The organism is Vibrio sp. Makdt, assembly GCF_027587015.1.
GTDB lineage: Bacteria > Pseudomonadota > Gammaproteobacteria > Enterobacterales > Vibrionaceae > Vibrio > Vibrio chagasii_B.
This window is the reverse complement of record NZ_JAPPTH010000001.1, coordinates 96,285-111,320: the sequence shown is the minus strand read 5'-3', so window position 1 is coordinate 111,320 and position 15,036 is coordinate 96,285. Positions and strand designations below refer to the sequence as shown.

Here is a 15,036-nt window from a genome sequence, read left to right as displayed (position 1 = left end):
AGAGCTAGCTTCGAGAAGTTAGCTCCCAGTTTCAAACAGTTTGTTTATAAATCGCGTAGTTTCGTCTCCTTTTATACGCGTTCCCGATACGAGGCAAAGGTTGAAGTTGTTCCTTTCCAACTTAATCTTAGCAGGCACCCTTTGGCCTTGTATTGGGGTTCTTTTTTCCTCCGTCAACTAAGGAGTGGCTGATGGACATTGATGCTAAGCAGTTTCTGCAAACCCTTTTCTCAAGTGCTGTAAATCAGGCACTACCCAAAAATCACATCGACCCTTTTCTTCCTCAAGACATATTTTATCGCTCGGCAAATCAAGCTGGGCGAACTGTCGTTATCGGGGCAGGGAAAGCGGCAGCATCGATGGCCGCTGAATTAGAAGCCGTATGGCAAGCCAAGAAACAGCAAGACCTTGCGCTACGTGATTTAGAAGGCTTGGTTGTGACTCGTTATGAACACCTCGCGCCATGTGAGTACATCGAGGTGATCGAAGCGGCGCACCCCGTTCCGGATGCGATCGGGCTTGAAGTCAGTCACCGGATGTTGGAGTTGGTGAGCAACCTCAGTGAAGACGATACAGTGATATGTCTCTTGTCGGGAGGTGGCTCCGCATTACTGAGTCTGCCTGGTGGCGATATTAGCTTGGCAGAGAAGCAACAAATCAACAAAGCACTGCTTAAATCTGGTGCAGCCATTGATGAGATGAACTGTGTTCGTAAGCATCTATCTTCGATAAAGGGCGGGCGACTAGCCAAAGCAGCGTATCCAGCAAGAGTAGTGTCATTGGCGATTTCAGATGTGCCGGGTGATGACATCAGTGTGATTGCGTCTGGACCAACCGTACCGGACACCACCACGCGTTTCGATGCGCTCGCCATATTGGAACGCTACCAAATAGAAATACCAGGCTCGGCATTTGAGTGGCTGAATAACCCACAATCTGAAACCGTCAAGCCAGATGACATTTGTTGGAAGAACGCCGAGCACCATATTATCGCGACTCCAATGTCTGCACTTGAGTCTGCGGCGGCAGAGGCTGAAGGTTTGGGTATTCCTGCGTATGTGTTGAGTGATTGTATCGAGGGAGAGGCGAGAGAAGTAGCGAAGGTGCACGCAGCATTAGCTAAACAAGTCGCTAATAATAAGCACCCATTCGAGACTCCTTGTGTATTGCTTTCAGGTGGTGAAACAACAGTAACGGTTAAAGGAAACGGTCGTGGTGGGCGCAATTGTGAGTTCCTTTTAAGTTTGTACAACGAACTGAAAGGGCAGGACAACATATTCGCGCTGGCCGCTGATACGGATGGTATTGACGGTGTGGAAGACAATGCTGGGGCATGGATAACACCAGAAACTTGGCAAGAAGGTACTCGCTTAACACTCAAAGCCGATGATTATCTAGAGGCGAATAATAGTTATGACTTTTTCAAGCAAACGGGCGTTCTGCTGACGACAGGGCCTACGCTGACTAACGTCAATGACTTCCGTGCAATATTGATTCTTTAGCAGCCGGATAAAAGGGTCGCTCCTCAGTGCATTGGGGCGACCCTTTTTTGTTATCAATGCGGTGACCTTGAGTTCTTGAATTATCTTCTGGACTAATGAAGCACGTTGATTACTATGGTTTAAGTAATGAGCTGTAAAGGAAGTCATATGTCTAGGATCAGACAAAAGAATCAAGATTTAATCATCGAAGTGGCGTGTGAACAATTCGCTACTCATGGTTATGCCGCAACCAAAATGGCGGATATCGCGAAGGCGGCCGACATTCCCAAACCCAACGTATTTTATTACTTCAGCTCGAAAGACAAGCTCTACAATGCCGTTCTAGAAACCGTCACGCAACCGTTACTTGAAGCCTCTCGTCCTATTGAAGAGCTGAGCGATCCCGTAGAAGCTTTATCTCAATATATTCAAACTAAGTTAATCATCTCGCGCGACCACCCACACGCATCCAAAGTGTTTGCTAATGAAGTGATGTCAAGCGCTAAAGTGCTTCCGAAAGAGATCGGCGATGAGCTGTATAACCAATCGCAGATGATCCTCGATAAGTTCTCGACGTGGTCGGCAAAAGGGCTGATGGACGACGTACCTGCGCACCACCTCATGTTTACCATTTGGGCGGCGACTCAAACCTATGCTGATTTTGGCTGGCAGATTTGCAGTGTAATGCAGAAAGATAAGCTAGATGATAAAGACTACGAAGAAGCCGCTGAGTTTATCACCCAGTTAGTGATTAAAGGTTGCGGTGTGAAAAGCTAACGGTATTTGAAGGTTTATTTAGGTCTGCGATTGCGGGCCTTTTTTGTTTTTGTACAGGAGTGACGACTAGTGTAAAGCCACTTTTTGTGACCTGTTGTGCAATTACTTATTTCTCTTGAGTTTGGCTCGATTTGGTATGCCATTTTATTTAAAGATAAGGGTATAGTGTCGCGAAAATTTGCGGCATTGTTGTTCTCAAGCACGAATAGCTAAGAACAACAAAGTGAAGCTTCTAACAATATTACACGCACAACATATAGGTTTAGCAATGACGCTTAAAAGCTTGGCATGTACCATCAGCGCCGTTTTACTGGCTGGCTGTGGTTCGACAGTGGCAACTCAAACATACAACGCCGATCTGATTATCACTAATGGACAAGTTCTGACGATCAACTCTGAAATGGATGTGATTGAAGATGGCGTTGTTGTTGTAAAAAACGACCAGATCATCGCGGTGGGTAATGAGGACTTGATTACTCAATACCGAGCTGAAAAGGTGATTGATGCTCAAGATGGCATTGTTATGCCTGGCATGGTCAATGCTCATAACCACCTTCCTATGATTGCATTTCGCGGTCTAGGCGAAGAGGGGATTTCCAACCGATTATTCGCTTACTTCTTTCCGCTTGAAGCCGAAAAGCTAAGCCGTGAACTGATTTATAACGCGACCAAGCTGGGCAGTATCGAGCTGGCACAGAGTGGTGTCACGACTTACGCCGATATGTATTACCACATGGATGAAATGGCAAAAGCGACCAAAGAAGTTGGCCTGCGTGCGGTACTCGGCGAAACCGTGATTAAGTTCCCTGTGGTAGACGCTAAAGAACCTTATGGCGGTATTGATTATGCCAAAGGCTTTATTGAGCAGTACCAAAACGACGAGCTGATTACACCTGCTTATGCACCACACGCGGTCTACACAGTGAGCAAAGACAAGCTTCAAGAAATCAACAAACTGTCTGCTCAATACGATGTGCCGGTATTAATTCACGTTGCTGAATTCCCAAATGAAGAGAAGCGTATCAAAGATGAAACTAAGGCTACGTCGCCAGTCGAATACATGGATGAAATTGGTGTGCTGGATGAGCGTGTAGTCATTGCTCACGGTATCCACCTTTCAGAGAACGATCAAAAGCTTCTAAAGCAAGCTGATGCAGGGATCTCATACAACCCAATGGCGAACGCTAAAGGTGCAACCGGCATCGCACCTGCATGGGATATGTACCGTGCTGATATGCGAATCGGTTTGGGAACAGACGGCCCAATGAGCTCAAACCAAGTCGATATTATGCGTACCCTAAGCTACGCAGCGAACATGCAACGTTTGAAGCACTCAGATCGCACCATCATGATTCCTGAGCAAGTGATCGAGATGGCGACTTTAGGTGGCGCTAAAGCCTTACACATGGAAGACCAAATTGGTTCTCTGGAAGTCGGTAAGAAAGCGGACATCGTGATTGTCGAAACACAGTCAGCGAACATGATGCCAAGCTACGACCCATACGCAACCTTGGTTTATCAAGCGAACCCGAGCAACATCGATACGACGATTGTGAACGGCCAAATCGTGATGGAAAACCGCGTGATGCAAACTGTTCAACTGGATGAGATTCGTCAAAGCGTCGATGAGTTTGAAGCCGACATTACCGAGTTTGCCAAAGAACTGTCTAAGAAGGCGATTAAGTCTAAGAGTTTGATGGATTAGACTCCAAACGCTAAGTAGTTAATCGAATAAAACCAAAAAGGCCGACAAGATGTCGGCCTTTTTATGGCTATTAGATAGCTTGGTTATTTCTCACTTCAGTTAGAACAACTGTTGCCATTCGGGATACCACTGCCTAAGAACTCAACCCTAATTTGTTCGACATCTTTTAGGTATTGGTTGTTGGCTTGGTCTGCCTCATCGAAGTTGTTGAGGGTGACATTCCACGACGAGAATGGAGTTGGTTGGAAGTACGCATACTCGAACTTATTCGCCACTGCACCATCGGTGATGATGCTAACGTCATTGGTGGTTGGATCATCCAAGCGGTAGTAAAACGCACGTGAGACTGGGTTAGAACTGAATTGGTAATCTTGATTCTGGTATCGGTCAGCATAGTTACCTGAGCTAGATACTCTTAGGTTGAGCTGCTTGCCATAAGGTAATTTTTCCCCCTCTAAGAACACGCGTACTGTAGAGAGTCTGACTCGGTCGAATGAACATAGTTGTGCCTGTTCCAATGGAATGGTGAAGTTCAACTCACCAGTGGTTGCGAAGCTATCGAGTTGCTCTGGGCTAGAGATGGTGTAGTTGTCGATAGTGAAATCTTGTGGTGCTGGTTGGAATGAAGAGAGCGCATTCACATACTCACTTTCGATGGACGCGAGGTCAAACTGGTAGTCCAAGTAACTTTTATTCAGTGAAGGCGTGATCTCACTTGGTTTTAACGCCCAGTATTCGTATGCCTGAACATAGTTAGACAAAGCCACATACATTGGACGTTTGAAGTGCATTAGCACTCGCGAAAGCTCACGCTCGATGGAGTCGAAACTTCCACTGTCTACCTGATAACCCTCAATAGCATCACTCAATCTTTGCTGTTGATTAGCGGTGACGTTTTTGGTCAATAATAGGTCGACGAGTTTAGCTTGCTCTTGCGCAAAGTTAAGTTGAGTGGTGTTAATGGCTTTGCCTAACAGCACCTGTTTTTCGAGTTCGACTAGATATTGTCTTGCGCCTTTAATTCCCAAGCTATCAGCAAGCCTTAAATTACTGCGGATCTCGGTGATCATCAGATCCCAAGCTAGATTGCTCTCATTCAAAGTCGGAATATTAAAGTCAAAGCCATCCATCGCTTCGGAGATTTTATGAAGTTTGATGGTCGATTTCACATCGGCGGTGAGCTGTGCGATGCCCGAAATGGTCTTGGTAACGCTATCAATGATCCCCGTGACTGATTTGATATTGGTGACTAAGTTTTTCGCTTTATCCAGTGCTTCTGGCGTTTTAGCCAACTGCTCGGTGAGGTCGTTCACACCAGATAGATTCCCTGTGAACACACCACTGACGGCACTGCCAATCTCTGCGATGGCTTTGAAGATAGCCAAGGCGGCATTGAGCTCTTGCTGAGTTTTCCAGTTTTCCACGCCGACCAAGTAAGTGGTTCTTGCACTCAGTGTCACAAGCTCCTGAGCTTTGTATTGGCTGTCGATTTCGGTCAGGCTGTCGCCTATTTTGTCTATATTGGATTGAGTTTGAGTGATGATCGAGTTTTTCGCTCTAAGAACGTCTTCAACGTTAGCGAGTGCTAACTTCGCAGCTTCAATCTTGTCTTCGATCACCGTACTTCTGTCTTGAATGACATCCCACTGCGCTTGATACGCGATCATTGCATTCAGGTACGCTTCGTATTTGCCTTGGTAGAGCACCTTGTCGAGATAAGGCACATAGTTGCTCTCTTTAGTGCTGAAACTAATGAATTGTTTAAAAGCAACGGTTTGGAGGTATAGGTCTGAAAGGATAGGGTCATCTTCCACCACTGAGCCTGCGTGACGCAAACTCTGCTCGATCCAGTTAATCAGTTCGAGACCAAGCTCTGGGTTGGTGTCGAATAAGCTGGCAGCCATATCAAAAGAGCGGTTAACAATGTCGGTAAAAGGTGTGGTCGCCAGTTTCATTTGCCCAGTAATGTTCGAGTCGATGGTGGTTCTGCGGTAGTGTTCTCCTGCTAATACCACAGAGGTTCCATCGCCATCTTCTGCTGAAAGGGCATCTCGTGTAATGCTGCCATCGTTTTGGAAAGCGAGGACATTAATTGGAGTTTCGATCTCTCCTGCAATCACAGTCACTGATGCCGCAGCGCCTTGTTGCCCGAGAACGAAAGTCGGGGCGCCTTGTCCGACAATTTTACGGGCAAAAATGAGAATGTTTTGGTTATTCACCACCAAGTTGAAGTTTTCTGGAACCTCAATGGTATCGGCAAAAACGACGATCTTGGAGGGCTTAGTCACGTAAAGGTTCTGCTCTGCAATCCAGTCACTGAGGTTGATGTGGAGGTCCGACGTAGAGCGAGAGAGAACATCGACATCTGAATAGGCAGACTGAACCCAAGTTGGGTACTCGATGGAATTAGGCAAGTTATTAAGCTCTAGCCAGTCACTAGAAAAAGCTTGTGGAGATAATGAAAGAGAAATAATAATCGGTAGAATTCTCATATTAATGTCCTGTCGAAATGAGTATTAGCCAAATTTTGGGTAGCAGAAACCAACACCTTATTTTTCATAAGGCGTGGGGTTCTGTTGTTAGTTTGTTTTTATTGGTCTTACTGGTTTAACTTATAGCGAGGCTTCGCTTTGCCGAGCTATTTGTCGATGGGTATGGACTACTCCATTTCTTGAATATAAGCATTATTTGCAAATGCCTTAGCTTTCTCGCTGATGTTATTCCAGTTCATTTCTGCAACCGATGTGTTGGCTAATGCACCAATAGCACCAAGCATTGCGTCGTCTTTCATGATGTCGGCATTGTTTTGAGCTTCATCCAATGCAGCAAGCAGTGATGTGAAGTCGGTGTTCATTTGCTGCCAATTTAACTTCAGCTTATTAATATGTGGGATAGCGTCTTCAATTTGCTGAGATATAAGATCAATGCTTTCTGAAGAGCGATGGTAAGAGTTATATACCTTTTGTGTGTAAGACAATTGTTCTTCTAAATCTTTAACTTCATTTTGCAGTTCGTTGCGAAGCTTACGCGCTTTCTCTGCTTTATCTCCGTAGACACCCATAATTGGTACGGCTACTAAAGGGAACCACGCGTAGGTGACGGCAGTAGAGGCAACCGTGACATAGTGCGTGTAGTCTTTGTTGAGTTGTGCGATTCGGGCATTGATATCGTTCACTTGCTGTTGAAGTACACTGCCATCATCCGTTAGATACCCGTTATGGGTCCCTTCCAACACTTCAAGTTGTAGCTTTTGCGTGTCTAGTTGTGCAGAAAAGTCCAACAAGTTGTCACCAACATCGGACACCTCTTGCTGGTATCTCAATGAAAAGTTTTGCAGGCTTTTCAGATAAGCAATCGCCATTTTTCGATTGCGTTCAACAGCCTCGATATCTTCCGGTAACGGTGAAAATGCTTTTGCCAACATCTCATTAAGGGCGTCGCTCAAAGGGTTGAGCATGTAGTCTTTGATTTGTACGTAGTTCGCTAGGCTCAATGAGAGGTTCACGATGCTTGGATACAGGTCCTTTTTCCAGTAGAAAGCAGTGTCATGGATATTGGAATATTGCTGAACTAAGGCTTGGAAGTTAGAAAAAGGGATGTCGTTAGGAATACTAAAAGCCGATTTCATGCTGGTTTCTGTTACGGGCAGTGCCAGTGCTCCCTCGACATACGCTTGAATCTGATACCACTCTTGCTGTTTGAGGATGAAATTGTCGGTTTCTAGATCGATAAAAACGCCATTTTCACCGGTGATCGTATCGTAGGTGATTTGAGGTATGTTCTGTTCGGCTGACGCTTGATTGACTTGAATTGGCGCTGCTTGAGAAGTGAAAGCAAAAGAGGAAAGCAGTCCAATCGAGATCGAAGATAATACCAGCGTTCGTGTGATTTTTTTCATGTTTTATCCCTGTTAGATTTGTTATTAGCTTTTCTAGAGACAATAAAATCCCCTACCATGAAATGGTATTCCTATATATTTATGCGGGTTTATTGAATTGTTTATATTGCTATTCTTGTAATTATTTTGTGGGTTTTAAATATACTCCCCATTAATATGTTTTTTGTTTTTATAAGATTTGGTCAATCTATAGCAAATTTATAATGAAAAGTTCTATTTAGATCACATATTTGAATCCGTATTGCTTGATTGTTGATCTATTGAATTTAGTGATATTTAAATCATTAGTTTCTATTCTTTCTTCAGGCTATATCTAGAAAGGCATCGGAGATTTTTATTCTATTCACCAATGAGTTAAGTGATAGAAATGTAATTATCATAATTGTTGTGATTATTACTAAATCTGTTGATTGAATTGATGTTTATATAATTAGAACGAGCGTTTTAAATTTGACCTGTGCCAAATAAATAATAGGTTTAATATTTAGCTTTAATTAAATTAGTCATATTTAAATTAGTAATTATTAAATTAGTGATATTAATTATAGAGTGGATTTTGGTTGAATATTTAGGGGAAGAACAACCAATAGGACGGCGTATTTAACAGTCAGAATTGAATTTTTATTAGTAGTAAGGAAGCTTGCCCATCATAGTGAGGTACACACTGTTTGATGGACAAGCATTGGCGTTAGTTATTATTCATTGCCAGTTTCCCGAGTTTCATCGCAGCGGCGTGGTGACGGTGTATTAACTGCTCCATGTCTACGCCAATCACTGCCCCATCGTTAACTCGCCACTTACCTGCAACCATCACCTTATCTGCTTGTTGAGCACCGCAGAGCAGTAGTGCTGCCAGTGGATCGTGGCTGCCAGAGAAGCGAATGTCATTAAGCTTGAACATCGCGATGTCGGCTTGTTTGCCGACCTCTAGCGTACCAATGTCGGTTCTGCCCATTGCCGCAGCAGAGCCTGATGTTGCCCAGCGCAATGCATCAAAGTGTGAAACATTCGCAGAGCCATATTGCAGGCGTTGTAGATACATCGCCATGCGAACTTCGGCAATCATATTGGAGCCGTCGTTTGAAGCAGAACCGTCCACACCCAGCCCGACCTTTACACCCGCGGCCTCGAGGTCATTATTCTTACAAATACCGGAAGCCAACATCATGTTGGAAGTTGGGCAGTGGCTGATACCTATTCCTGCTTTACCCAAACGCTTAATCTCTTCTGGGTTGAAGTGAATACCATGAGCAAGCCAAGTGCGTTCATTGAGCCAGCCGACATCTTCTAGGTAATCGACAGGGCGCAGGCCAAACTTCTCAATACAGAAGTCTTCTTCGTCTAAGGTTTCGCACAGGTGGGTGTGCATCATTACGTTCTCACGCTCACTGATCTTGGCGGTCTCTTTCATCAGATCTGTTGTGACCGAGAAGGGCGAACAAGGCGCGAGTGCGATTTGAATCATCGCCCCTTCATCACGCTGGTGGTAATCACGAATCAAGCGTTGGCTGTCATCAATGATGGTTTGTTCGGTTTGAATGGTGTGTCGTGGAGGTAGTCCACCTTCATCCTCCCCAAGGCTCATGGAACCGCGAGTGAATATCGCCCTTACGCCCAATTTCTCTGCCGCCTCGACTTGTAAATCAATGGCGTGTTCAAGCCCGTTTGGCAGCAAGTAATGATGGTCCGACGCTGTAGTACAGCCCGACATCATCAGCTCAACCAAAGCGAGCTCGGTTGCGAGACTCATCATCTCAGAATCGAGGTTGGCCCAAACCGGGTAGAGGCTTTGTAGCCAATGGAAGAGTTCTTTATTGAGTGCGCCGGGGTAGGCACGCGTTAGGGTTTGATAGAAGTGGTGGTGCGCATTGATAAGCCCTGGTGTTACAACATGGCGAGAGGCGTCGACGCTGTAATCTACGGGTAAGGTCGGCTCTTTGTGTTTGCCAACCAGCTCAATGATTTTATTACCTTTAATGACAATTCCGCCTTCTGCATCAGCTAGTGAGCCAGTGTAGATTGCGAGAGGATTCTTAATCCAGATGGTTTCCATTCATAGTAGTCCTTAGCCATCTCAGCCTTTTCAGGGAAGAGGGTCTTTATTTGGTATTTGTTGTTAAAAGATAAATTCGAATCAAGGGCGATGAAACATTCAGTGTTATCGTCACGCCCGTGATTCTACGGAAATCGGTTTTACGCTCGTTAGCGATTTATCTAGTTCGTTTTTGGCTCAGGGTTATCTGATGCCGTTTGAACTTCAGTTTCTGTTGTTGCTTGTTGAATTTCTAATTGCTCATTTGAGTGTAGTTCTTCTTCAGCTTGTTCTTTCATTTCTAGCTCAACTTGCGCTTGGCTTTCGGCTAACGCTTCTTGTTCTTCTGCGCGTGAAGATTTAGGTAATACAAGGTTAAGAACAACCGTCATGATGGTGCCAGTCGTAATGCCAGAGTGAAGGAAGTTCGCTAAATCGTGTGGCAAATGTTGAAGCAATCTTGGTTCGAAGGTGACGGCTAAGCCAGACGCTAAACCTACACAGATTACCAAGGCATTTCGCTTGGTGTCTGCGGCCTTGATCAACATGCGGATACCCGCGTAAGCAATCATCCCGAACATCACAAAGCCCACACCACCCAAAACAGGTTTCGGAATCGTGACGGCAATAGCGGCTAATTTCGGGAATAAACCACCTAAAATTAATAAACCACCGGTTGCAGCTACAACATAGCGACTTGCCACACCTGTGATACCAACAATGCCGACGTTTTGGCTGAATGACGCTAGTGGCATCGCTGTTAAAATCGAAGACAAGGTACTACCAAGACCATCGCCTAGAAGACCACGTTTTAAGTCTTTACCGGATACTTGGGTTTGGCAGTTGTTGCCAAGCGCCATGAAGTCACCGGTTGCTTCAGCGATAACCACGATGTACACCAAGCTCATGCTGATGATGGCACTAGCAGAAAACGTAAAGCCATACTTGAATGGTTCTGGGCCACCGACCCAAGCAGCAGAGCTGATCTGCTCAAGATCGACCATGCCGAGTGACAGCGCCACAATGTAACCACCTGCTAGGCCAATCACGATAGCGGAGGCCGCAACCGCGCCTTTACAGTAAACCGATACGCCAATCACGATCCCCAAAGAAACCAGTGCGAGAAACAGTTTAGGTAGGGTGGCGAATTGTTCCGTGTTGGCAGGAGAATCGCCAACCCAGTTCATGGCAACCGGTAAAATGGTTAAACCGATTAGGGTAACCACCACACCACTTACCACGGTCGGGAACAGCTTGCGAACCTTGTCCATGTAGAAGCTGGCACCAATTACCACGAATGAACCGATAAGCGCCGAGCCCATGATAGCGGCGACACCACCTTCGTTGCCGATCGAAATAGCGACCCCTAAAAAGGCAAAGCTTGAGCCCATTACAACAGGCAGTCGAATACCAACAGGGCCAAAACCGAGACATTGCGCGACAGTCACAATACCAGAAGCCAATAGCGCCGCATTGATCAGTGAAACGATCTCTGTGTTGGGTAGACCGATGGAGGCACCGACAATAAGAGGGACAGCGACGATGCCACCAATCGAGGCGAGCATGTGCTGTAAAGCGAGTAGAAGGGTTAGCCCATGGGGCGGTCTTTCATTAAGGGTGTACAGAAGTTTCATTTGATATTCCTCTGCCTGCGTTTCCGTTTACAGGCGATTGGCGGTCAAATAATGACTTCTACAAACTGCGTAGGGTCATAAAAAAGTGCACCGAATCGGTAGGGTTTCTACTCTTTCGTCATCAATGCAATTAGCTTTCTTAAAAATCATGTTGTTGCTTGGCTTGCGAACCAGCCAAGCAACGTTGTGAGCAATCAAGAAATGACTGCTCAGGAGCTTTAGGGTTAACCGATGAACACTAGCTTGGCGATGAAGATAGCCGCTAGGAAGTACATCGAGATAGACACATCTTTGGTTTTACCTGTCGCCAACTTAAGCACGGTGTAGGTAATGAAACCCAGTGCGATACCATTCGCGATAGAGAAGGTCAGTGGCATCATTAGTGCGGTAATCGCGGCTGGAGCACCGTTAGTGAAGTCTTTCCAATCGACGTGCTGCATGCTGCTCATCATCACGAATGCGACGTAAATAAGAGCGCCAGACGTCGCGTAAGCGGGGATCATACCGGCTAACGGTGATAGGAAAATTGCCGCTAAGAACAATACACCAACCACAATCGCAGATAGGCCAGTACGTGCGCCTGCTGCAACACCGGCTGCACTCTCTACATAACTGGTTACTGGCGGACAGCCTACACACGCACCCGCCACGCTTGAAATACTGTCGGCTTTCAGTGCTTTGCTTAGGCCTTCAATCTTGCCCGTTTCAGGGTTGGTCAGGTTTGCACGCTCAGCTACGCCCATCAAGGTACCAGCTGTATCAAACATGTTTACAAAAAGGAAAGCCAAGATAACGCTGATCATCGATACGTTTAGTGCACCTGCGATATCCATTGCCATAAAGGTAGGAGCTAAGCTTGGTGGTGCAGCGAAGAAGCCATCGTAGTGAACTAGGCCAAGCATCATGCCGACTAGCGTTACACTCAAAATACCGATAAGCACCGCGCCAAACACTTTACGCTCACTCAGAACCGCAATGATCAAGAATGCAATCGCAGCAAGCAGAGCTTCTGGTTTGGTGAAGTCACCCAAAGAAACCAAAGTTGCTGGGTTTTCGACGACGATACCTGCTGTTTTTAAGCCAATGAGACCTAAGAACAAACCAACACCTGCAGTCATGGAATATCGCAAGCTCTCAGGAATACTCTCGATGATCCATTGGCGGACTTTGTAAAAACTCATCCCGACAAACAAGATACCGGAGATAAACACCGCACCCAGTGCCACTTCCCAGCTATAACCCATTTCGCTTACTACTGTGAATGAGAAGAACGCATTCAAACCCATACCCGGTGCTAGGCCGACAGGCCAGTTGGCAAATAGCCCCATTAACAAACAGCCGATCGCAGCACCAATACAGGTTGCGACGAATACTGCCCCTGCATCCATGCCTGAAGCGGCCATGATTTGTGGGTTAACGAAGATGATATAAGCCATGGTCGCGAAGGTGGTGACACCGCCGACTAACTCATTTTTTACACTGCTTCCGTGTGCCTTAATCTTAAAGAGCTTCTCTAAAATTCCGTTGTTCGCATCTTGGTTGAGTATTTCTGTTTTACTCTCACTCATGTCTGCAAGTCCTTTTATGTTGTGATCCATTTATTGAATACAGCGAGATTTCAATATTAAGTTTTAAGGTTTTTCCTAGCTCTAACTCGTTATTCATGAGCTTTGCGCGGCTCATTTTTTAACTGTTAACGTTGTTAGTATTTTTATGTGAGCGTGCTTAATGAGCATGCATCTTTTTAGATGCACGCATGAATCTGTTTATTACTGGTTGATTGAGCCTAGATCGGGATTCTAAGCATCGGGACTAACTGCCCCGATAAGTCGAGAAACTGTATGGTGAGACTAAAAGCGGAACGTGGTAGTGCGCATCGGGATCATCTAAGCCGAAACGAATAACCACATCGTCTAGGAAAGGCACGCCATCTAATTCGACACCTTTGCTTTTGTAGTAATCGGCTACATAGAACACCAATTGATATTTCCCCGGGCGGAAATCATTTCCTGCCAGAATCGGCGCATCGGTACGGCCATCGGAGTTGGTGAGCACGGTCGCCAGCTTTTCTGTTGAGTCTTCGTTTACCTTATAAAGCTCTACCTTGATCTCTGCGCCAGGCAAGCCGTGTGTGGTGTCTAATACGTGTGTTGTTAATCTTCCCATAGTCCTTTAATAGCGCTTTTGGCGCTCCTCTGTTCCGTGGTTTATGTATCCATTTCGACCTTGCAAAAGAGTGCAACTGGTCACTTTGTTATCACTAACTATGTACGAACTGTACACAATTAGTAAAGCGAATTGTTGGAAAAATGTTAACCATTGTATCTTTTTTTCTGACTTTATCGATCCTTATTATCGTTTTTTGGTGAGGTTGAGTTTTGTTAAATTATTGTTTTTAGATGATAAAATGGTTCAAATTTAACTTGAATAACAAAATCTTTACATTGAGATAAATAATTGTATACAATAAATGTACAGGGGTAAGGTTGCTCGGTTTTGAAATAACCAATAGCTGAATCATTTCGATGGGTCAGTTGAAGAGCGGCTAAGCCAACCACTTATGTTAGGAGTACTTGGATGAATAAGGATTATTCAAGAAATTTGATCGGTTACGGAGCGAATCCTCCCAACCCTCAATGGCCAGGTAATGCGCGCGTCGCGGTTTCTTTTGTATTGAACTATGAAGAGGGCGGTGAGCGTTGTTTGTTACATGGAGACGACGAGTCTGAAGCCTTTCTTTCAGAGATCCCGTCAGCACAGCCGATCAAAGGCGAGCGTCACATCAGCATGGAGTCCATCTATGAGTATGGTAGCCGAGCGGGTGTGTGGCGTGTTCTTCGCTTGTTCGATGAATATGAAATTCCACTGACTGTATTTGCGGTCGCTATGGCAATTGAGCGTCACCCAGACGTAGCTGAAGCCATGGTAGAAGCAGGTCACGAAATCTGTAGCCACGGTTATCGCTGGATAGACTATCAATACATTGATGAGTCAGAAGAGCGCGACCACATGACCAAAGCGATTGAGATCATCCAACAGGTAACGGGTCAACGCCCGCAAGGTTGGTATACCGGTCGTACAGGGCCGAATACTCGTCGTTTAGTTGCAGAAGAAGGTGGCTTCCTTTACGACTCAGATGCCTACGACGATGACCTGCCTTATTGGCACACCGAAACCGGTCATCCACAACTGGTGATCCCTTACACACTTGATGTGAACGATATGCGTTTTTCAACGGCGCAAGGCTTCAACTCGGGTGAGCAGTTCTTCCAGTATTTAAAAGACACTTTTGACACCCTTTATATGGAAGGCAAAACCGCACCGAAAATGATGTCGGTAGGACTGCATTGTCGTCTTATTGGTCGCCCCGGTCGTATTGCTGCATTAAGACGTTTCTTAGATTACGTAAAACAGCATGACAGCGTGTGGCTATGTCGTCGAATCGATATCGCCAACCACTGGCACAAACATCATCCATACAACGGACAACAAAATTAGAACGAACAGCA

General features: G+C 45.5%; 10 protein-coding genes. 4 read left to right on the top strand and 6 right to left on the bottom strand.

All coding sequences use genetic code 11. From position 1 onward, the window contains the following. Positions 1 to 191: 191 nt before the first annotated feature. The 3 genes from OH460_RS00495 to OH460_RS00485 all read left to right on the top strand — a co-directional run bounded on the left by OH460_RS00495 (position 192) and on the right by OH460_RS00485 (position 3,963). Positions 192 to 1,502 (top strand): glycerate kinase type-2 family protein, encoded by a 1,311-nt coding sequence (locus OH460_RS00495; RefSeq protein ID WP_269994023.1) that lies wholly within the window; start codon positions 192 to 194, stop codon positions 1,500 to 1,502. A 147-nt stretch (positions 1,503 to 1,649) separates the two neighbouring features. Beyond that, positions 1,650 to 2,258: a TetR/AcrR family transcriptional regulator gene (locus OH460_RS00490; RefSeq protein WP_269994021.1), complete on the top strand. Its 609-nt coding sequence runs from the start codon at positions 1,650 to 1,652 to the stop codon at positions 2,256 to 2,258. Positions 2,259 to 2,526: 268 nt separating this feature from the next. Next, positions 2,527 to 3,963, top strand: a complete 1,437-nt coding sequence (locus OH460_RS00485) for an amidohydrolase (RefSeq protein WP_269994019.1) — start codon at positions 2,527 to 2,529, stop codon at positions 3,961 to 3,963. Between the two features lie 95 nt (positions 3,964 to 4,058). Here OH460_RS00485 and OH460_RS00480 read toward each other — a convergent pair whose 3' ends face one another. From OH460_RS00480 to uraH, 6 genes are all read right to left on the bottom strand, one after another. Then, positions 4,059 to 6,455: a hypothetical protein gene (locus OH460_RS00480; protein WP_269994017.1), complete on the bottom strand. Its 2,397-nt coding sequence runs from the start codon at positions 6,453 to 6,455 to the stop codon at positions 4,059 to 4,061. A 167-nt stretch (positions 6,456 to 6,622) separates the two neighbouring features. Continuing rightward, a complete protein-coding gene (locus OH460_RS00475; RefSeq protein ID WP_136984156.1) occupies positions 6,623 to 7,861 on the bottom strand; it encodes an alpha-xenorhabdolysin family binary toxin subunit A in 1,239 nt (412 codons plus the stop codon). Between the two features lie 688 nt (positions 7,862 to 8,549). Continuing rightward, the gene (locus OH460_RS00470) at positions 8,550 to 9,914 is read right to left on the bottom strand and encodes an 8-oxoguanine deaminase (RefSeq protein WP_269994011.1); all 1,365 of its coding nucleotides are present in this window, start codon (positions 9,912 to 9,914) and stop codon (positions 8,550 to 8,552) included. A 161-nt stretch (positions 9,915 to 10,075) separates the two neighbouring features. Then, on the bottom strand, positions 10,076 to 11,527 hold the full coding sequence (locus OH460_RS00465) for a nucleobase:cation symporter-2 family protein (protein WP_269994009.1): 1,452 nt from the start codon (positions 11,525 to 11,527) through the stop codon (positions 10,076 to 10,078). Positions 11,528 to 11,751: 224 nt separating this feature from the next. Continuing rightward, positions 11,752 to 13,095 (bottom strand): NCS2 family permease, encoded by a 1,344-nt coding sequence (locus OH460_RS00460; RefSeq protein WP_017065002.1) that lies wholly within the window; start codon positions 13,093 to 13,095, stop codon positions 11,752 to 11,754. Between the two features lie 244 nt (positions 13,096 to 13,339). Continuing rightward, a complete protein-coding gene (gene uraH / locus OH460_RS00455) occupies positions 13,340 to 13,693 on the bottom strand; it encodes a hydroxyisourate hydrolase (protein WP_061033007.1) in 354 nt (117 codons plus the stop codon). Positions 13,694 to 14,104: 411 nt separating this feature from the next. Here uraH and puuE point away from each other — a divergent pair, with 411 nt between their 5' ends. Continuing rightward, positions 14,105 to 15,025, top strand: a complete 921-nt coding sequence (puuE, locus tag OH460_RS00450) for an allantoinase PuuE (protein ID WP_105058770.1) — start codon at positions 14,105 to 14,107, stop codon at positions 15,023 to 15,025. Positions 15,026 to 15,036: the final 11 nt, after the last annotated feature.